At 56.9% G+C, this 18,673-nt stretch carries 22 protein-coding genes; 18 read left to right on the top strand and 4 right to left on the bottom strand.

Features of this window, described 5'->3' with window-relative positions:
• Positions 1-122: 122 nt before the first annotated feature.
• Entirely contained in the window at positions 123-1,172 is a 1,050-nt protein-coding gene (locus tag ABEB26_RS25620) for a S8 family peptidase (RefSeq protein WP_345724934.1), read from the bottom strand.
• Between the two features lie 767 nt (positions 1,173-1,939).
• Positions 1,940-2,368 (bottom strand): hypothetical protein, encoded by a 429-nt coding sequence (locus ABEB26_RS25625; RefSeq protein WP_345724935.1) that lies wholly within the window; start codon positions 2,366-2,368, stop codon positions 1,940-1,942.
• 367 nt (positions 2,369-2,735) lie between these two features.
• Between ABEB26_RS25625 and ABEB26_RS25630 the strand changes: the two genes are divergently transcribed.
• Entirely contained in the window at positions 2,736-4,064 is a 1,329-nt protein-coding gene (locus tag ABEB26_RS25630; RefSeq protein ID WP_345724936.1) for an IS4 family transposase, read from the top strand.
• Between the two features lie 125 nt (positions 4,065-4,189).
• On the opposite strand, the gene ABEB26_RS25635 is transcribed toward ABEB26_RS25630, so the two are convergent.
• Positions 4,190-4,636, bottom strand: coding sequence for a hypothetical protein (locus ABEB26_RS25635; protein ID WP_345724937.1), 447 nt, complete (start codon positions 4,634-4,636; stop codon positions 4,190-4,192).
• 417 nt (positions 4,637-5,053) lie between these two features.
• A complete protein-coding gene (locus ABEB26_RS25640) occupies positions 5,054-5,536 on the bottom strand; it encodes a DUF1579 domain-containing protein (protein WP_345724938.1) in 483 nt (160 codons plus the stop codon).
• Positions 5,537-6,286: 750 nt separating this feature from the next.
• Between ABEB26_RS25640 and ABEB26_RS25645 the strand changes: the two genes are divergently transcribed.
• The 17 genes from ABEB26_RS25645 to ABEB26_RS25725 form a co-directional block, all read left to right on the top strand.
• Positions 6,287-6,487, top strand: coding sequence for a hypothetical protein (locus ABEB26_RS25645; protein ID WP_345724939.1), 201 nt, complete (start codon positions 6,287-6,289; stop codon positions 6,485-6,487).
• Between the two features lie 62 nt (positions 6,488-6,549).
• Complete coding sequence (locus tag ABEB26_RS25650; RefSeq protein ID WP_345724940.1) at positions 6,550-7,074, top strand: hypothetical protein; 525 nt, start codon at positions 6,550-6,552, stop codon at positions 7,072-7,074.
• A gap of 57 nt (positions 7,075-7,131) precedes the next feature.
• Entirely contained in the window at positions 7,132-7,419 is a 288-nt protein-coding gene (locus ABEB26_RS25655; RefSeq protein ID WP_345724941.1) for a plasmid related protein, read from the top strand.
• Between the two features lie 139 nt (positions 7,420-7,558).
• Positions 7,559-8,488 carry an ArdC-like ssDNA-binding domain-containing protein gene (locus ABEB26_RS25660; RefSeq protein ID WP_345724942.1) on the top strand — a complete coding sequence of 310 codons (930 nt, stop codon included), beginning with the start codon at positions 7,559-7,561 and terminating at the stop codon, positions 8,486-8,488.
• Positions 8,489-8,546: 58 nt separating this feature from the next.
• Positions 8,547-8,897 (top strand): hypothetical protein, encoded by a 351-nt coding sequence (locus tag ABEB26_RS25665; protein ID WP_345724943.1) that lies wholly within the window; start codon positions 8,547-8,549, stop codon positions 8,895-8,897.
• A 71-nt stretch (positions 8,898-8,968) separates the two neighbouring features.
• Complete coding sequence (locus ABEB26_RS25670) at positions 8,969-9,553, top strand: hypothetical protein (protein ID WP_345724944.1); 585 nt, start codon at positions 8,969-8,971, stop codon at positions 9,551-9,553.
• 111 nt (positions 9,554-9,664) lie between these two features.
• Positions 9,665-10,303: a hypothetical protein gene (locus ABEB26_RS25675; protein ID WP_345724945.1), complete on the top strand. Its 639-nt coding sequence runs from the start codon at positions 9,665-9,667 to the stop codon at positions 10,301-10,303.
• Positions 10,293-10,520, top strand: coding sequence for a helix-turn-helix domain-containing protein (locus ABEB26_RS25680; protein WP_345724946.1), 228 nt, complete (start codon positions 10,293-10,295; stop codon positions 10,518-10,520). Before ABEB26_RS25675 ends, ABEB26_RS25680 begins: the two co-directional genes overlap by 11 nt.
• A gap of 137 nt (positions 10,521-10,657) precedes the next feature.
• On the top strand, positions 10,658-10,945 hold the full coding sequence (locus ABEB26_RS25685) for a hypothetical protein (RefSeq protein WP_345724947.1): 288 nt from the start codon (positions 10,658-10,660) through the stop codon (positions 10,943-10,945).
• 279 nt (positions 10,946-11,224) lie between these two features.
• Entirely contained in the window at positions 11,225-11,797 is a 573-nt protein-coding gene (locus tag ABEB26_RS25690; protein WP_345724948.1) for a hypothetical protein, read from the top strand.
• Positions 11,798-11,815: 18 nt separating this feature from the next.
• Complete coding sequence (locus tag ABEB26_RS25695) at positions 11,816-12,040, top strand: type II toxin-antitoxin system Phd/YefM family antitoxin (protein WP_345724949.1); 225 nt, start codon at positions 11,816-11,818, stop codon at positions 12,038-12,040.
• Positions 12,037-12,426 carry a type II toxin-antitoxin system VapC family toxin gene (locus ABEB26_RS25700; protein ID WP_345724950.1) on the top strand — a complete coding sequence of 130 codons (390 nt, stop codon included), beginning with the start codon at positions 12,037-12,039 and terminating at the stop codon, positions 12,424-12,426. The genes ABEB26_RS25695 and ABEB26_RS25700 overlap by 4 nt, the downstream gene beginning before the upstream one ends.
• Positions 12,427-12,444: 18 nt before the next feature.
• Complete coding sequence (locus ABEB26_RS25705; RefSeq protein WP_345724951.1) at positions 12,445-13,302, top strand: plasmid pRiA4b ORF-3 family protein; 858 nt, start codon at positions 12,445-12,447, stop codon at positions 13,300-13,302.
• 70 nt (positions 13,303-13,372) lie between these two features.
• Positions 13,373-13,837, top strand: coding sequence for a GNAT family N-acetyltransferase (locus ABEB26_RS25710; protein WP_345724952.1), 465 nt, complete (start codon positions 13,373-13,375; stop codon positions 13,835-13,837).
• Positions 13,838-13,965: 128 nt separating this feature from the next.
• The gene (locus tag ABEB26_RS25715) at positions 13,966-15,147 is read left to right on the top strand and encodes a competence protein CoiA family protein (RefSeq protein ID WP_345724953.1); all 1,182 of its coding nucleotides are present in this window, start codon (positions 13,966-13,968) and stop codon (positions 15,145-15,147) included.
• Positions 15,148-15,258: 111 nt separating this feature from the next.
• Positions 15,259-15,756, top strand: coding sequence for a hypothetical protein (locus ABEB26_RS25720; protein ID WP_345724954.1), 498 nt, complete (start codon positions 15,259-15,261; stop codon positions 15,754-15,756).
• Positions 15,757-16,176: 420 nt separating this feature from the next.
• On the top strand, positions 16,177-18,673 hold a 2,497-nt coding region (locus ABEB26_RS25725), incomplete at its 3' end, for a VWA domain-containing protein (RefSeq protein WP_345724955.1).

Raw genomic sequence — 18,673 nt, forward strand, 5'->3', positions numbered from 1 at the left:
CTCCCACGATTTCTTGGGTTGCTCCAGTACGCGATTGGGCAATGGTATGGGCCTCCGCCACCCATCGCGTTGGATCGCTATTGTTCCGCATCAGCCGCTACGGCCAAATGGTGACATACTGATCATGAATCACTACACGGGAAGAAGATACCCAATTCTCCATGGGTTAGGGCAACCTCGCGGGCCAATACTCCTACCAAACCGCCTGCTCCATCATGGAGATCACCCGCCGCAGGATCAATGGCGATTCCATCGGCAATATTATGCACCGATGAAGCCATAATAATTGCTTTGGTTGCTTCCGGCCAATCAACGAGCGTTGGCATTGCTTGGATTAATAAGCCTGCCAAACCTGTTACTTGTGGGGCGGCCATGCTTGTACCAACCCAGGTTGAGGCAACTCCCACATCAGTATAGGTTGTTATGACACTAACGGCACTGACTTCAGGCTTCTCCCATGTCATCGATCCCATTATCGGATTTCCCCAAGCAGAAATTTTGTTCGTTGCGGGCGGAGGATAGAACTCTTCTAACATGTCATCATCATTCCAGGTCATGGAATTCATATCCTCAAACCCCCCAACCGATAATGCCCCCCATGCCTTAGCTGGCGATCCAACAAAGCCTCCCTGATTGCCAGTTGCAACGACAATTAAGCGTCGATCACGACGGGTAATATAATCAACAACCCGATCAGAACGCCCCAATTGATTTGATCCTTCGCTCGATAAACTTATGTTGGCGGCATCAGCACCTTGGTCAAACATCCAGGTTAATGCTGATTCCACATCTTCCTCAACAACCGCATATCCTGCGATGACCCCTGCATCAGGCGCGACCCCTAAATAGGCTGAGCTACTGGCTATGACATTGGCAACGACTGTCGCATGATCATCGATAGACAACCCTGTACATGCGGGTTGTTGACTTACAATTGTTAGGCCTGGCATTGGTCGAGGCCGTCCCACTTCAAGCAGCCCGAGTTTCCGCCCTTGCCCTTGTAATCCAGCATGCCATAATGGTGGAATGTACTCAGTATTGAGGGCGCTGATTATGGTCGGCGTGGCAGGCGCAGCCACACCAAACGCATCGGAAGGTTGAATCGCTTGGATCGCATAAATCCGATCAATCCGTTGATCCCACTGAAGCAACACCAAATCATGTTTTGTCATCGATGCCATCAAGGTTGGAGTTCGCTCCCCATACCTAAACTGGTACGGTGCTGACACCAAACCATTGATAATGGTAGTTTGGGCCGTTCTCGATAGGGCACTTTCCCGCATCCAAATACTAATCGGAATGACATCGGTAGCATTTTTTGTTGTCAAGAGTTGCGCGAGGGTTTCATCAAAGGCGCCAAATTGCGCCCAATATGCTTGGCGTTCACGGGCAACAAAGGTACTTCGGGTTATTGGACGATGCCATTCATCAAACCAATCCGTTAACACACCCGATGCAAGGAGCAAAGCGATGGCGATAGGTATAGTGTGCACCACTATACCTACCAATAACCGTGTGTACTTGCTCAAACTGGGTCTGTAACTCAGGGGCAATAGTAAAATCGCTTGTCCTAAGCGGTTGTACATCATGCGCGTGAACCAACTGCTGGTTTGGTACTAGGGCCAAACTTGTGAGCAACAAACCAAGAAGCATCATCATTTTACCGAAAACGTTCATACTCATCCTATGGCTAAAAATAAATGCTGATACGGTGAGCTATGCTATTGGGCATATGAGAAACTATACCAAGATCCCGCAACAAGGCGTTGCAGAATCGTTGCAGAATCGTTGCAAATCAGCAGTAGGCATCCAAAAGGAGGGCAGAAAATTTGGAGCCTGCAACGCTATGGCGAACAGCAGCACACGGCGATGTCGATCAGTCGAATGGTTGCGATTTCGAAGCCGAAGCACCCGCAGCAGGAGTCGTCAGGCCCTGAGACTACAGCCCCGAGTTTGGAATCGGAATCGTGACCGTGACTTGCACCAGATTGCCGCCTACTTGATTGCCTATGGCCAAGTTCGCCTGGTGCGCATGCGTATCGCCGTTCATCGTGATCGTGACCGGAGCGCCGTTGAGCGTGGCAGGTCGCTGGGCAAGCGCCTGCTGAATCGCCGTGGCCACGGCTGCGGGATCGTGCTGTGGCAATTCGCGTTGAAAAGCGGCAATTAAGGCGGCTATCGGATCGGCGGCTGGTGGCGTTGATATGGGAAACCGCACAAGGAGACGGTGGAGGGCAGCACGCTCAAAGGACGTGAGGGTTGCCTGTGCAATCGCCTCCATGCCCCGTGTGATCCGTTCGTGATAGACATGGGCGGCAGGGTTCGTGCGCAGGGCTTCTAAGGCAAGATGCAGATCGAGATCATCCATCGCGCACTCCTTTGGTCTGGCAGGCGTGTTTGTCTATCCTTGCAAAGCAATGGTTCCGATGTAAGCGGTTGCTCACGGTTTTGTGGCTATGGATGATGGATATTCTATCCGACACCTCATACATGGATACCATAGCGCGATTACACAACCGAAAAGGTTCGCGTCAGCACGCATGGTCGATAGAGAAAACTGGAGGAATCTGCGTTGGTGCGCGCACATTGCATGTCCATTCGGCAAAAAACGGCCCTAGCATTAATATTTCTTAATGGGGATTAACCCAGCTAGCCTATAGGCATCAACCTTAATCGTGAGAGACGCTCCTATGGCATCATGGAATTGCTACACACCATGAATCCAAGGAGCATCGATGTCGATCATACCGCAGGTTAGTCAGGCCATGCAATCCCTTCTGACCACCACCACCGAAACGGTTGCAGCAACGCTTGGCTATGTGAAGCGTCCCGACCGGGCAGCCTTCACCCCGAGCACGTTGGTGCAGACACTGGTCTATGGATGCTTGGCCAACCCGACGGCTAGTTTGGGACAATTGGCCCACATGGCGGCACGCGTGGGCGTTGATGTCTCGCCCCAAGCGATTGATCGGCGGTTTACGCTCGCCACCGCCACGCTGCTGCACCAGGTGCTGACCGCCACTCTGGGCTACGCCATGAGCGCTGATCCCGTCGCGGTGCCGATTCTTCAACGTTTCACCAGTGTCCGCATCCATGACAGCACCACGATTGGCCTCCCTGATGCGCTGGCAACGACCTACCGTGGGTGTGGCAACGATACGGCGCGTGGTACAGCGGGAATGAAATGCGGTGTCCAACTCGATCTCCTCACCGGGGCGATCTGCGGGATCGATCTTGCCGATGGACGGGCATCAGACCATGCCTTGCCAGTCCAACACGCCCCACTGCCGGCTGGGAGTCTGCGGCTGGCCGACCTCGGCTTCTACAACATGCGTGTTTTTCGTGAGCTTGCCGCCGCTGAGGTGTATTGGCTCTCGCGGGTCCAGAGTCACAGCCGGATTCGGCTGCCAGGCCAGAAAGAACAGTCGATCCTTGAGGTCGTGACGGGATTGGGCGACGTGGATCACTGGGAAGGGGCGGTGATGGTTGGCAAAGATCATCGCCTGCATGCACGGTTGTTGGTGCAACGGGTGTCGGATGCCGTGGCAGCGCAACGGTGTCAGCGGGTGAAAGACGAGGCACATGGCAAGCGCCGCCCGGTCTCCAAGGATGCTCTTGATCTGGCCGCATGGACGGTGGTCATTACCAACGCACCGGGAGACAAACTCAGTCTCGCCGAGGCGATGGTTCTGCTGAAAATCCGCTGGCAGATCGAACTGGTGTTCAAATTATGGAAGAGTCATGGCCATGTGGACGAGTGGCGGACCAAGAACCCAGCCCGCATTCTCTGCGAGATCTATGCCAAATTGATCGGACTGGTCTTTCAACAGTGGATTCTCGTGGCGAGTGCGTGGGATACGGCGGAGCGCAGCCTGTTCAAAGCGGCGCAAATCGTGATGGCCTATGCGACCGATCTGGCGAGCAGTCGCGGATGTCGTGAGCAATTGGAGACGGTGCTCACGACCCTTGCTAACATCATTGGGCGGTTGGCGCGGGTGCAGAAACGTCAGAAGCGGCCCTCAACGGCCCAACGGCTACGAGCGCTGACGACGGGGGGAGGCTAAGGTTGATGCCTATAGGCATCCTGTACTAAAGCCCATGTTGAGCTTTGGGGGCTGGCGTATGCCGAAGAATTTCGACAGGAGCTGAAGTTCTAAGGCGGGGCGGCAGCGTCGCTGGTGGGAAATCATCAGCGGCGTTGTGCTTCGGCATCCAAGAACGGTTTGAGGACATCGCCATAACTGAGCAAGTAGACTTCGAGGGTGGTGAGGGTCGGCATGGTTGTCCAATCGGCAGCGAGGATATGCGCATGAATCTGGGCAATGGCGGTGGTCGCATCGAGGCGTTCAAACATGGGTAACGGTTCTTGGCCAAGGTAGGTGCGGTGGGTTCCATCCATGTGTGCATAGCCAAGCGTGACGCGATATTGGGCAATGCCATTGGGGGTAGCGGTAGAGGGTAATTCAGCATGCAGCCAGGTTTGAACCGCCTCCGCAATCGCGAGACGGGATTCTGGGGTCATGGTTGGACTGACATCCCATCCTTTCCCGCTGAATCCACGGTGGCTGTTGATGGTTTCCATGGCACTCTTGTGTACGCGCCGAAGATGCCACCATTGTTTGAGCTGATCAAGCATCACGCCTCCTTGTCTCGTGGATAGGAATCGGGTTCATCGTTGCCCGCTGTCTGCCATGCGTCCCATGGGTTTGGTGCAGATATTGCTCTGGATTGTTCAGTGCGAACGGCGGCACGTCCCACCCAGCGATGGTGGGCCACTGGCGTGGCCGCGTTTGGCCCCACCCGTGCCGCGAGCGTTTTTTGAGTATAGCACGCATGGACGCGTATCGCATCCATCAGCGGATGGATCAGTGCAGGCAAGCAAGTGATGGCCGCTGTACGGCAATCGATGCACTGGTCTAGGGAATGCGCGTTTCTGGTTAGTCTGGCGTGTGGTCTGTGTCCATTGCTGCCGATGCGTCACACACAGCTTCCTAATTACAGCGCCGCTAGGTATTCCTATCGCTACCCAGCGGCTGCGTGCATGACTGCGCGGTTAGCGGGAGAACTCCATCGTCCAGTTGGTTTCCCACGTGACTCCATTATCGGCGGAGAAGGCTTGTTCCCAGCGCGGCTGGTCGGGTGTGGTCGTAAACCAGAGAAAGCGGACTTTGATGGGGGTGCCGTGGAGTGTGTCATCAGCGTAGAAGGTGCCGATACCGTGGGCAAACTGCCCGACCACAGGCACGTCAAGCTGGCCAGGCATGCGCCCATCGAGCCACCAGATCGACCAGCACAGCGTGTCGGGATTGAACGAGCGGATCGCGATAGCGCGATATGGCCCTTCCGGGAGCTGCACAAGGTTGTCTTCAAGGTTTCCATAGCCGCCAAGCACGGCGTGGGTGGACATGCGTCCTGGGAACGCAATCCAGTCGGTGCAGCCAACGAGGCGGTCTTTGAGTCGTCGGTGGCGCACATGCCAGTCGCCGAGGGCGAAATCAAAGTCGGTTGGCGCAGTGCTCAGTCGTTCAAGGGTCATCGCAAAAACTCCTCACGGTGTGAATTGTCGAGTTGGCGGGCGAGTGCCCATTCAGGAGCAGAATACACCAACTAGGGAGGGTCACTTAACCGCTTGTGGACTGAGTTTTCATTGCCGGAAAGGCGCGTGACGAGCGGCAGCGCTGGTCTATCGCCGTATTCTCCCATCGGCAACGCCGTTGATGGATCGGCAAACAGCGCCCTTCAGGGGGAATCATCCAGCGCTAGGGTGCAGAAAGCGCCCGAAAAAAGACCCGCGCAAGAGACTATCCAATAGCGTGTTTCTTTGGTTCCCAACCCACATGGTTGTGCTGGCACGAATGCGCCAATTCAAGCCGAAAGGTTATTCTTGGGGGCGGGAAGGACAACCATCGCCCCAAGTTTTTCCTTCCCGCCCCCAAACCCCCACCCATCCTTTCCTTCACCCTCCATCTCTCACGGCCAAGGAAACTGCCGTGCGCGGCAGGCCAATCAACGCGCGGTGCGCCGTGCGAAGCCGAACGACCGCGCCAAGAACCGCCCCGCACAAGCCCGTACAGCGCGTCACAGCCCCCACGAAACGACCCCAACGAGCCAACGACAAACCCAGAAATCGACGCGCTGAATTGGTCAGAATTGGTCGTTTTAGGGCATTAGAAAGGGATTTATTTTATTGACAAAGAGTTGTAAATATAGTACAATTCATCTATGAAATCAAGAACGGCAGCGCGTGTACCAGCACTGCTGTCGTTATCCAGAAAGGCACCGACCCATGAACACCCCGATTGATACCACCACCGACGTAGCGATTTTGAGCGATGCCGAGTTAGCAGCCCGTGAGGCTGCCATTAAGGCCCACATTGACCACTTGAAAGGCTATTTGTGGGAAATTGACGTAGAGCGCTGGAGCCGCAGCGAGTTTCCGATGCCCGCGAGCATCCCCGTAATGGCTGAGTACGAATACGCCGCCTAAATCGGAATGGAGAGCCACGAGCGGCCAGCCTTGGCCGCTCGCAGCGCGAGAGGAGCAACGCCATGCGGCCAACCACCATCCAGCAGTTGGACTTGTTCAACTACACCGCCCCTGTGATTGTCCAGCCCGTTATCAAACCACAATCAGCCGCACTGCGCACAGCCGAGCGCATGATCTACGCGAGCCGCTGGATGGGAGTGGGTGTAGTCCGCGCGGCCTTCACGAAGCCCAACAGCACCATCGTGCACCTGGTGGTTGGTGATGTGTGCTACCTGTTTGGCGCACGCGAGCTACGCCGTTTGTTAGAAGATGTCGCGGACACCCACACCATCCAGATCCGCGCCGAGCGCGCCGAGCGCGCGATCCATATCCAGATCCGCGATGCGGCCCAGCGGATCTATAGCACGATGCGCATCAACAACGGCGCATGGCATCGCGAACCTCGCACGCAGGTTCCGGCTAAACGGCAGCGCTGGATCATGGGAGAGGAAGCCTACACCGCCACCCGTGAAACCGCCGAATGTGAGGCAATCAAGCGAACCCGTACCCAAACAATCCGCGTGGTCGTAATCGTGCCGACGCATTGATCGCGTCCCACTAGGTGCACCCCTCGGCATAACATAATTGGAGAAAGGAATTGACCCATGAATACGCCCCCGACTATCCAGCACGCTGCGTTTGATCTCGGTCGCGTTTTGTTAACGCGTGGCATTGATGCACTCAGGTTGTCCAAATATGATCTTATTCAGCTGCTCCGGCGGCATGCGTGGTGTCAATGGCAGCTGGATGCTGATGATATTACTGCCAATATGGAGGCGATTCGTAAGGGCTATCGCGTGTTTGGCAGTCTTGTGTTTGATGGAATCACCATTTGGGTGATTACCGAAGCCGACCGCGCCAGCACGACCCTGTTACTACCTGACGAATACTAGGAACGCGTGTTTTAGGGGATAAAAAGGAGGGAAATGGTATTGATAAAGAGTTATAAATAGTGTATACTATATCTAAGAATCAAACACGGCAGTGAGTGTACCAGCGCTCCTGCCGTGGTCTATGGAAAGGTACTGACCCATGAACACCAAGCGCAAGCCCGTATTGACCGCCGACGAACGCGCCGCCCGTGATACCGAACGCCGCAGCCAGCTTGATACCCTCTTAATAATAGCGGGTGTCCAAGCGATTTTGGACAGTGACACCTTTAAAACCGTGTTAGCTGCCAATGCCAAGTTTCACGCGTATAGCGTGAATAATGCCATGCTGATTTGGTTTCAAAACCCCGCTGCTGAACGAGTAGCAGGCTTTCATACCTGGAAAAAACTGGGGCGAACCGTGAAAAAGGGGGAGAAGGGCATCATGATCTATGCCCCGCGCGTTGCATCGAAAATCGACGCAGCCACGGGCGACGAGCAAACCCATATCTACTTCGGGATTGAACATGTGTTTGACATCAGCCAAACCGAGGGGGAGGACATTCCAACACTGGATTGTCCATTGCTTACCGAGGATCGCGGTCATGACCTGTATGATCGCTTGGTTGTCTATGCGACGCGTGAAGGTTTGACCGTCAGCAGCGACAACCAGCACGCCATGGGTGAGGCAATGGGCTATTATTCCGCTGCATCAACGCTGATTTGGATTCGCCCTGTCGCCAAGGCGCAAATGCTCAAAACCCTCATCCACGAGTTTGCGCACCACCTCACGGACGGAAAACACACGAGGGAAGCACACGAAACTATCGCGGAAGGGGTGGCGTTTCAGGTGTGTACCTGCATCGGGATTGACAGCGGCGAGCGGTCATTCCCATATATCGCCGGATGGTCGGCCAGCGAGGGAGGTACGGCCCTCATCAAGCAGGTGTTGGGCCATATCCAAGGAATTACCAAGCAGATTATGGCGATCGTGGATCCAGCCGATGAGGCCCACGAGGGAGCACCCGAGCCACCGCCCCCCGCCGTTGCCGCTGCCAAGCGCTGCCGCTCAACCACCGTGATCGCCGCCTAACGAGAGAGAAAATCGGCAGCGGCATAGAGCCGCTGCCGATTAGGAAGGAGAACCAAGCATGTCAAACGCTGCACAAATCGCCACGCTGTACCAGACCATCGCCACGGTAGACGATCAGATCGCCAACCTGAATGCCGAGCGTGAGCAGGCACGAACCGCATTAAGCAGCCTGATCGAAGCCGCAGGAGGTAAGGTCGTGCTTGATGGGATTGCGACGATGGAAATCACACGCCCGACCGTGATTGCCAGCTATGATCGGGCAGGATTGGAAGATCTGGTGCGGAAATTGATCGCCAATGGGCGTGCAGGGATTGCGGAAATGATCGCAAAGCAGCGCAAAGAACACCACCGCGCAGGGAGTCTCAGGATTACGAAGGTGAAGGCAATGACGGAGCATGAGACGCACTAAAACACAATGCGCTGGCGGTGTAACCAGCACCGCCAGCGCGTGGTTAGCGCCTTGAGAAAGGCAACTGAACCATGAACGACTTAATTCTACCCGAAGCCGAGCGCATGCGTCAAGCTCTGTATGCGCAGATCGCTACGACGACCAGCGCCCGCGACCTGCATGCGCTGGCCCGTTCCTTATCGGCCATTGATCACGCTGTAACCCTGATTACGGCCCAGTATCCGCAGACCATTGACGCGCTTTCGGATGGCGGAGTGCAGTGCGTCTTCGTCCACGATGGCACGCGCCGCTACCGTGTGACGGTTGGTTACCACCCATCGGGGGTCGCATGGGCGTGTCACTGTTCTCATCGCCGACGCGGCTATAAGGGGACGTGTCGCCATATGATCGCGGTCGCATTGTGGTTTGCCGCCGAGCGTGAACGCCAGCGCCAAGCGCAGCTCCATACGGCGCAACACGTGCTCAACGATGCGATCACGGCCTACGAGGACGCGACCGAACGGCGCATGATCGGTGAGGAGCGGCTTGCCGAAGCCCACCGCGCGGAGGCCAATGCATGGCAGGTCGTGTGTGAGCGGCGGGAGGACGTGGCCCGCATCGAGCGCCACGCTCCCCCGCTGATCGTTCCACGATGGCGTGATCGCGACGCGGCCTAGTGCCCCCGTGCGCCATGGTGGGCATACCCACCATGGCGCGGTTGACTGGAATCGCATGCTTTTGAGGAGGAATTAAGTCATGACCGACAATGATCACCACTGGAGGATTCCATGGCCCGACCGACCGACCGAACCTACGCCGATCAGGGCATTCCTGGGCGGGTGAAACAGAGTATCAGCCGCACAACCGGACAACCCGTGACCCTGTATTATGCTGAGCAAGCAGGCATTGAGTCAGACCACCCGTGGGTGGTGGTGTGCGAAACCCATCAGGAGCAGGGCAGTTATCCAACCTTACGCCAAGCGGAGCAGCACATTCCGCTTGGCGATTGGTGTGCCGCCTGTATGGCCGCGCCGAAGCGAACGCCGACCGTGATTGCCTATGGTCTGCCCGCGAACCCGCACAAAGGTCGCCGAACAAGTCGCTTTGTGCGGGTTCACGGGGAGCGCTTTCTGGCGTTTGGGAAGGAGGTTTATGATCATCTTGGGAATCCTGACTGGATTGCGCTTCAGATGAAGGGCAACGAGGTGGTGTTGACGGCTACCCAGGAACCCGAGAAACAGGGCCAAGGGATTCATAAGGTGAAGCCCAGTAGTCATACTGGGGTGGTGTTGACGGTGAAAACCTTCCTTGCCGACCACCAGATCGCGAACGGCAAGTATATCCCTGTCCTGAAAGGCAAGACCGTGCGCTTTACGCCCAATCGCACCACCGAGGAGCCAGCACGCGAGGACTCCCATGGTGCGTAAACTGTATGGTGTGCCGGAGGTGGCCAAACTCTGTAAGGTCTCGCAGCCACTGATTCATCAAGAAATCGGTTTGGGCCGCCTTGTCCCGAGCTTTATCACGGAAGGCAAGCAACGCAATCGCTATTTGTTCACCCGCGAGGATGTGTTGGCGTATCAGCAATGGCGCACCACAACCTACAATGAGCAGTTTGACCCGCTGCCGGAGGAGACTGCATGAATGCCAATCCTATCGGATGGGTGTGTCTTGGCTTGGCCATAGGCTATTTGTTCGTGGCAATCATTGCATTGATCGTGTCTGTGCTGCCAGAGTCCGATCCGCCGCCCTAGTCTCGCATGGTCGCGACCCGCAGTTTCATGGCCGCCATTGCCTTCATTGGCATCAGCCTCCCCGCTTGGATCGAGCCAGCCGCCGCCCGCTTTGAGTTCTGGCTACTGTATAGCCAGCGGCCTATGACTGGCCTAGCGCTTGGGTGTTTCATCCTTGCGATTACCAGTATGGGCATTGCGGTTGGCGCGAGTCTTGCCGCGATCTTGAGCGAATCGGACTGGATTGGGCGATGGCAAACCGCAGCTCGCTCTGCCCGTAGGATGTTTCTCTCCGTCATGATCCTGAGTATCGTTTTTTGGAATCTTGGTGCATAGGGAGGGATGATGAAGGATTGGCTTGAGACGCTCGCTACAGGGCTGTTTGCTGGCTGTGTGCTTGGATCAGGAGTGGCCACGATCATGAGTTATGTTGTTCCGCCATGAGTTATGTTGTTCCGCTGGAGCGCGTGCGCTGGTTTCGCCTGGCATCGTTCTGGCTGCTGCGCGTTGCTGCCGTTGCGTTGGTGGTGGTGGTTGGACTGGTGTTGTTGGACTAGCCCTTGCGCTCAGCTATGGGTATACTAAACAGCAGTGATGTGTGAAAAGGAAATCAGGATGCCAGAATCACTAACGCTCCATCGGGGCTTTATCCAAATGCTGCTTGAATCACCTGACCCCTGTTTGGGCTTGGGGATGCTGCTCTGTGGGGGCGTGCGCACGGGCTACGTGGTGATGCGCCCCGCCACGCCGATTCCCGCTCGCGTGACCAATCAGGGCTTTCGTTTTGGCCACGCCATGCTCGGCGATCCGCAGGATCAGGTGATGCTGATGAGTTTGCAGTTTTACGGCGCAACGACCTATCATGGCCTCGTCAATCCGAGCAATCGGGCGGCGTTGGCGGTGATTGATCAGATGCTGGCCATGCGCGATTATTTCTTTATGGTGCTTGACCCCAAGGCGGGGTTGACAGTATTCCGGTCGCAGGGGGAAGAAGCAAACCTTGTGGGCTTACGCACGAATCGCGAAACCTTCCCGACCGCCCAATGCTCCCCTGCGGCCTATACGCGGATGGTTGACATCTTTCGCAAGAACCCCAATCCACCAGGTGAGGTGTTGACCTGGCTTGACACCGAGGATCGGCGCATGCTCGATGTCATGAACGACCCCTTGGAGCTTCAGGGGAGCTAACCCAACGACACGGAGGGTATGATGACGATTATTGACATAACCAAAGCGCAACAGAATCTTGCCGCCTTAATTGAGGCCGCCACCCAAGGCAACGAGGTGATTATCACCCGCCCTGATGGCAGTGCCGTCCAACTGATTCCCGTGGCCACAGGCACGCCCCAGTTTGGCAGCGCCCGTGGCAAGATTCGCCTGCATGCCGATTTTGACGACCCGCTCGATGATGGCATGGAGGATGCCGCATGAGGTTTCTCCTCGACACGCACACGCTGTTATGGTTTTTGGCAGGTGATCCCCAGCTGCCCGCAGCGGTGCGCGAGCGGATTGAGCAGCCGCACGCCCAGCGCTTGGTCAGTTTGGCCAGCATCTGGGAAATGGCGATCAAAATCTCGTTGGGCAAGCTCGCGTTAGGCATGCCGCTGCGTGAACTGGTGCATGATCTGCTACCGACGAATGGCATGCTCTTGTTTGGGATCTCGACGCTGCACTTGGAGCAGATCGTGACCTTACCGATCCATCATCGCGATCCGTTTGACCGCATGCTGATTGCCCAAGCGCTCGTCGAGCAGATCCCGATTCTGGGGCGCGATAGCGCGTTTGATGCCTATCCGGTCGAACGGTGGTGGGGCTAGCGCGAAAAGGAGCCAGTGATGGGTGACGAGTGGACACCTGACCCACGGGTGCGGCGCATCGAATTGGATGATCCGCTGGTGGTGCTGTTGCTCATGGAATTGACGCAGGCTGAGCGCGACCGCACGGGCAAAGGAACCCTGACCCCTGCCCAGATGGCAGGCCAGATCATTCAGGCGGCCCATGCGGCGATGGTGCGCGAGGTGGCTCCCCCGCCACCGATCGCCAAACCTACCGCGTTGCATGGGCCAGCGCCGCGCCGCCAGCTGCCCACGCATCGGGGTGCTGATTTGCCCGCGTGGTCGATTGTGCCGCCGTCGCCGTATCACAAAAAGCCCTTGCCCACGCCCTCGGCCTATCAGCTGCTGATTGACCTGCTGCATGTGACCCCACGGGTCTGGCGGCGGCTGGTGGTGCGCAGCGATACCACCTTGGCCGATCTGCATGCCTTCATCCAGCTTGCGTTTGGCTGGGAGGATTACCACCTGCATCAGTTCACCATTCAGGGCAAGGAGTATGGGATTGACCGCACGGGAGAATTGGGTTTTGTGGGCGATGCCTGGACGATACCGGTGGGGTCGTTTCAGTTTCACCGTGGTGATCAGTTTGCCTACCGCTATGACTTCGGAGATGGGTGGGAACACCAGATCACCGTGGAAACCTGCCATGCACTCAGTCCACGGGCGATGTACCCGCGCTGCATGGATGGGGCACAGTTGGCCCCACCAGAGGATAGTGGTGGGCCGTATAGGTATATGGAGCGGCGTGATGCAGGCGAATTTTCCAAGCCAACCCGTGCGATTGGCCGTGCGGCGATTAATGAGCGCTTGGCGTTGTATGTGGCAGGGTTGCTGTGGAATGACGAGGAGTCGGAATGATGGGGGTTGTTGTCAAACGATGGTCGGAGTCGCCGCTGGATGGGCATATCCATGATGGGAGGATCGGGTGATGGTGATTCGCCCAATGACGTTGGCCGACGCATCCGCAGTTGCGGTGTTGAGTGGAGATCTTGGCTATCCGACGATGACCGATGCGGTGTATCGGCGCATCCATCACCTGCAAGAACGCGCCGATAACGGCCTCTTTATCGCTGAGGCCCATGCGATGGTGGGATGGGTTCATGTCTATGGTGTTCGGCTGCTAGAAACCGAGGGCTACGCTGAAATTGGGGGAATTGTTGTCGCCCCTTCCTCTCGTCAGCAAGGGATAGGGACGCAGCTCATCCGTGCGTGCGAGCAATGGGCGGCTCATCACGGATACCACGAAGTACGCCTCCGCTCCGGTATCCAGCGGACATGGGCACATGCCTTTTATCTGCGCCTTGGCTATGCGCAATCCCGTGCGAGTTATTGTTTTCGTCGTTCAGTGGCTCCCATGCTCGGCCATGATGTACCCGGACCGACGATGGATTAAGCGGGCTTGACGGGATAGGCGATCGTCGCGCATACCAAGGTCGCTAGGGATTGTGTGTGGGTTGCGATATTTTTTTCATGCCCTGTTCGTGATACCCTCGATAATGGAGCGACGACGTATCGGACGACTTGGGGTTAATCCACATTGACGATACCCCACGCGGGCAGACGGATCTGCATTGCCCGTATTGTCATGGGCGACTGGTCGCCAAGAAAGGCCCGACGGTTGCCCATCATTTTGCCCACGACGGCGCGACCTGCAACCCCGCCAGCCGCACCACGAATCTGCCCGTGTTGCCCTTTTTTCACTCCTTCACGCTCCATCTGCACCGCAAGCTGTTCACCGCGCTGAAGAAATTTCATGCCCAGCAGGTCATCACTGATCGCCAGCGCACCTGGCTGGAAGGCCATCGCCTGATTGCCTATAACCGCTTTACGTTTGCCCATGAACTCACTAAGGTGGGCCAAGTCCCCCTTGGGCTATTGTCCGTCAATTTATTCAGTGCGATCCATGAGGAGCGCTTGGCGGCGCAGCATGATCGGCTGGATCAGCAGCTTGCGCTGGCATGGCGGGCGGGGAATCCCGTGGCGATGACCGAGGCCGAGACGGATCTGCGGCTCTACCGCACGCAGTGGCAGCGGGTGTTACGCAGTGCCTTGTATCTCGTGGAGATCCAGACGGACAATGGGCGCTTCCATAAAATTGGGGTGACGATGCGCCCAATTGCTGAGCGGATTGCCGAGATCCAAGCCGCGCTGGTGCCGTATGTGGGTGCGACAACCATGAAGGTGCTGAATGTGTTTCCGCATCGCGGTCATGTGGAGCCGTATGTGAAATTCAAGTATGCCAAGCAGCGCCGCGCGATCGGCAATTTCACCGAATATTTTGATTGGCTTGACCGCACGGGCACGATCCGCGATCTGCGGCGGATGCCTGCCAAGATGTTAACCAGTCTTGAACAGGGTGTGCTGGATGGGATGCCCTCGCCAACGATGCAGGCGCTGTTTCAAGCGCAACAAGAACAGGAAGCCGCTGCGGAGCGTGCCGCTCGGGCAGCCGCTCGTGGGGAGAGCACGAAGGCGGGGATGGAGGCGGCGCGGCAGGTGGGTGTGCATGTTGGCCGACCGCGAGGCTCAGGAGACTCGGCAGCGGCAGTGTTGGCCAAGCCGTGGAGTCCGGCGATTCTCCAGTGCCTTGCGGATGGGCTGTCGTTACGCGAAACGGCGGCTATGGTAGGGGTGGCACTGAACACGGTGCGCAAGGTGAAGGCGGCGGTGGCGCAGGTGGCCACGACGACGCATGATGGATGAGGTCTCGGGGTCGCTGCTCCCTGCCCACGCTATCCCCGCACGCGAGAAAGTCGCCTCCACCCAGGTGCGTCATGATGGCGATAGGACGAGCACTTAACGGAGTCCCCATCGATGCGCACGACCCCGACATTCCACCTGCGTGACAGCCTCATGCTGCTGGGCATGTATGCGATTGGCCTGATTCCTGGGGCGATGCTTGATGGGCTGACCCCAGCGGGTGAGCACCTGAGTTGGCTGCCGCTGATCCTTGGGAGTATGCTGGGGATTGGCATTGGCGGCGGTCTTGGATGGCTGACACGGCGACTGATCCGCCGATCTGGCTATCGTGATGTGGTTCCGATCATGCTGCTGATCTATAGTATGGCGTGGACAGGGCCAGCGCTGGTACGCTATTTCAACAAAGGGTTGGATCACAGCCCTGCTGTGTCGCACACCACCACGATTGTCGCGGTGAACCGCCCGAGCAAAGGGCCAAACCAAATCGTCGTCACCGATTGGCGTGATCCACGCGAACGGATCACGCTGATAGGGTCAGGCACGATTGGCGAGCAGATCACGGTGCGCAGCCATCGCGGGTGGCTTGGGTTTGCATGGATTGAGGGGCGGTAGGGGGCGAAAAATCGCAGCCAGGAGCAGGAAGAGAAAACCCCTCACTCCCTCAATCCATGGTGGGTGATGTGCTGGCCTGATAGACAAGAGACTCCTGCCCACTGCTTGATTATGGGCTTGACACGAGCATTAATATCCGCTACGCTAGTCCTCGAAGGAAGGGGATGTTCCCCACGATGTGTAGCAGCCATTTTGCGCAGAATCACCCTTGATTGGTTAATCCACTACCCTCTACGGGCTGGTTGCCGTCCTGCTAGGGCGTGCTCACGTTGCTTTGCCGCTTCCTTGTGTGATGGCACGAGACGCTGGATCGACGGTGCGCCTGCATGGTTGCCTGCGCCCGTATGAGGAGGTTTGAGGGATGAGATTATGCGCTGTATGGTTGCTCGCACGGCCTCTTGTGTGCGATGAGGATACCATATGCAGCGAACAATGCGCCGTCTTTTGTCATGGATACTGTTGGTGGTGGTGCTGGGCAGCCAGCTTCCCCACGCAACCTATGGGACGACCACTGGAACCATCCTGTTGGTTGTCGGATCGTCCTCGTTAAGTACCGCCGATGCCGCAATTAAGAGCCGCTTGGAAGGCCTTGGCTATGGCGTGACCGTTAAAGCTGCAAAGCAAGCCCAAACCGCTGATGCGGCGAGTGTCCAAGCGGTATTGGTCTCATCCAGCGTGACTTCCAGTGATGTCGGGACGAAGTTTCGCGATGTGACGATTCCGGTGATGCTGTGGGAAATGGCCATTTACGATGAGATGAAGATGACCGGAACGGTCGTTGGGCAACACCAAGGCACGACCGAAGCCTTGACAAGTCTGGCGCTTGTTAACTCGTCCCATGCCATCGCGGCTGGCATGAGCGGCACGATTTCGGTGGCCACCACAGCCCAGACGATGCCCTATGGTGAGCCATCTGCCTCAGCCGTAGTGATTGCACGGGCAGGCGGGAATCAGCGCAGTGTGGTGTTTGCCTATGAGCGTTGTGCCGTCATGATCGATGGGCAAACGCTCGCCCCCGCCCGTCGGGTTGGGTTGTTCTTGAATGATGCAACGCCACCCGTTTTGACAACCGATGGCTGGACACTTTTTGATGCAAGTGTGCAGTGGAGTATGGCCGGATTGCCGTGTGGGAATACAGTCGCCACGCCGACCGTCTCTGTTCCTACAACAACGGCAACTCAAACGTCAGTGCCTAGTCCAACGGCAACGGTGATTCCAAGCAGTACCCCCACGGTTGGGACTCCCACTGCGACCCCCACGGTTCCTCCAACCTCGCCTGTTCAGGCCTTATTTGTGGTGGGATCACTGACCTTGTCACCCAGCGATGCGGCGATTCAAACCCGTTTGCAGCACTTGGGCTATCAGGTGGTCCTGCGTGATCAAGCGGCAGCAACGACCGCCGATGCCACCGAGAAAACGCTGATTGTGATCTCGGCCACCGTCAATAGTGGGACGATCAATACCAAATTCCGCACGGTGCGGGTTCCCGTGATCACGTGGGAACATGCCCTCTATGACGATCTTGGGATGACGGGATCAACCTTGGGGGATGATTATGGGAATGCGAGTGCGAGTCAAACGACGACCACGATCACGTTTAATGACCCAACGCTGCCCATTACTGCTGGATTGACGGGCACGCACGCGGTCTTTACGACTCCCCAGCCGCTGCCCTTTGGCTTAACCACGTCCGATGGCTATCGGATTGCCGGGTTTGCGACCAGCACAACCAAAGCAACCTTGTTTGCCTATGATCTCTTGGCTCCGATGGTCGGGATGCGTGCGCCTGCTCGTCGGATTGGGTTCTTTCTGTCAGAAGCTGGGGCCGTCCATCTCACTCCGGCGGGATGGGATCTGTTTGATGCGGCGGTGATCTGGGCCGTGGCACGGATTGATAGTGATGGCGACACGATTCCTAATGATCGAGAAATCGTCGTTGGGACAAACCCGCTGGTAGCCGATACCGACGGTGACGGCCTCAGTGATGTCGATGAATTGTTTGCGACGTTTACCGATCCGACCCGCCCTGCAACGCGCAATCCAGCTATCCTTGATGGAGCCGATGATCCTGATAGCGATGGGCTATCGAATCGCCACGAAGTGGATCGATCAACCCATCCGTTAAAAGCAGATACTGACGATGATGGATTAAGTGATGGCATCGAGGTGACCAATCAGACTGACCCAACCAAGGCCGATACCGATGGCGATGGCCTTAGCGATGACAGCGAACAGCGCGTCCTGACGAATCCACTCGTTGGTGATACCGATGGCGATGGAACCCCCGATGGCCACGAGCGCTTTCTCACGACTGCGGCGATGACGACGGGAGCGGCCTTGGTCGAGATGGATGGGATTGGCGATGTTGCCAAAACGGTCACCTTTCAGGATCTCTCTGACGATCACTTATTCCAGCAGTTGCCAGGCCAAATAACCGCAGCGGTCGATATTACCGCGACGGCTCCCTTTACCCGTGCGCGGGTGAAACTGCGGTTTGATCCGCTGCTGGTGTCGAATAACGATACCGCAAACCTTGAAATTCGCTATTACGATGAAGCCGATCGGGTCTTTAAGCGCCTCGATGCATGGGGCGTTGATCTGGCGACAGGCTATGCGTGGGCGGATACGACCCACTTTACGACGTTTGTCTTATTCTATATTCCCGCGTGGAATGCTGCATGGCAAGTTCCGATGGATGGCGATCAGAATGCCGCCACACCACCGCTAGTGGATGTGATGTTTATTCTGGATACATCCGCCAGTATGGATTGGAATGATCTCAATCGGGTAATGGTTGCGGCAACCCGAACCTTCATCGATGCGCTGGTGCTTGATGATCAGGTGGGGATTGTTGATTTTGATTCGGATGCGGTGTTACTCCACCCGTTAAATACGAATCGGGCCGCGGCGCGAGTTG

It is taken from the genome of Herpetosiphon gulosus (assembly GCF_039545135.1).
Lineage (GTDB): Bacteria > Chloroflexota > Chloroflexia > Chloroflexales > Herpetosiphonaceae > Herpetosiphon > Herpetosiphon gulosus.

Coding starts and splice junctions, on each gene's coding strand:
- ABEB26_RS25630 (WP_345724936.1), top strand. CDS start 2,736: ATGTCGATCATACCGCAGGTTAGTCAGGCCATGCAATCCCTTCTGACC.
- ABEB26_RS25685 (WP_345724947.1), top strand. CDS start 10,658: ATGGCCGCCATTGCCTTCATTGGCATCAGCCTCCCCGCTTGGATCGAG.
- ABEB26_RS25705 (WP_345724951.1), top strand. CDS start 12,445: ATGGGTGACGAGTGGACACCTGACCCACGGGTGCGGCGCATCGAATTG.
- ABEB26_RS25645 (WP_345724939.1), top strand. CDS start 6,287: ATGAACACCCCGATTGATACCACCACCGACGTAGCGATTTTGAGCGAT.
- ABEB26_RS25660 (WP_345724942.1), top strand. CDS start 7,559: ATGAACACCAAGCGCAAGCCCGTATTGACCGCCGACGAACGCGCCGCC.
- ABEB26_RS25665 (WP_345724943.1), top strand. CDS start 8,547: ATGTCAAACGCTGCACAAATCGCCACGCTGTACCAGACCATCGCCACG.
- ABEB26_RS25620 (WP_345724934.1), bottom strand. CDS start 1,172: ATGACAAAACATGATTTGGTGTTGCTTCAGTGGGATCAACGGATTGAT.
- ABEB26_RS25635 (WP_345724937.1), bottom strand. CDS start 4,636: ATGCTTGATCAGCTCAAACAATGGTGGCATCTTCGGCGCGTACACAAG.
- ABEB26_RS25640 (WP_345724938.1), bottom strand. CDS start 5,536: ATGACCCTTGAACGACTGAGCACTGCGCCAACCGACTTTGATTTCGCC.
- ABEB26_RS25670 (WP_345724944.1), top strand. CDS start 8,969: ATGAACGACTTAATTCTACCCGAAGCCGAGCGCATGCGTCAAGCTCTG.
- ABEB26_RS25695 (WP_345724949.1), top strand. CDS start 11,816: ATGATGACGATTATTGACATAACCAAAGCGCAACAGAATCTTGCCGCC.
- ABEB26_RS25690 (WP_345724948.1), top strand. CDS start 11,225: ATGCCAGAATCACTAACGCTCCATCGGGGCTTTATCCAAATGCTGCTT.
- ABEB26_RS25710 (WP_345724952.1), top strand. CDS start 13,373: ATGGTGATTCGCCCAATGACGTTGGCCGACGCATCCGCAGTTGCGGTG.
- ABEB26_RS25700 (WP_345724950.1), top strand. CDS start 12,037: ATGAGGTTTCTCCTCGACACGCACACGCTGTTATGGTTTTTGGCAGGT.
- ABEB26_RS25675 (WP_345724945.1), top strand. CDS start 9,665: ATGGCCCGACCGACCGACCGAACCTACGCCGATCAGGGCATTCCTGGG.
- ABEB26_RS25680 (WP_345724946.1), top strand. CDS start 10,293: ATGGTGCGTAAACTGTATGGTGTGCCGGAGGTGGCCAAACTCTGTAAG.
- ABEB26_RS25720 (WP_345724954.1), top strand. CDS start 15,259: ATGCGCACGACCCCGACATTCCACCTGCGTGACAGCCTCATGCTGCTG.
- ABEB26_RS25655 (WP_345724941.1), top strand. CDS start 7,132: ATGAATACGCCCCCGACTATCCAGCACGCTGCGTTTGATCTCGGTCGC.
- ABEB26_RS25625 (WP_345724935.1), bottom strand. CDS start 2,368: ATGGATGATCTCGATCTGCATCTTGCCTTAGAAGCCCTGCGCACGAAC.
- ABEB26_RS25650 (WP_345724940.1), top strand. CDS start 6,550: ATGCGGCCAACCACCATCCAGCAGTTGGACTTGTTCAACTACACCGCC.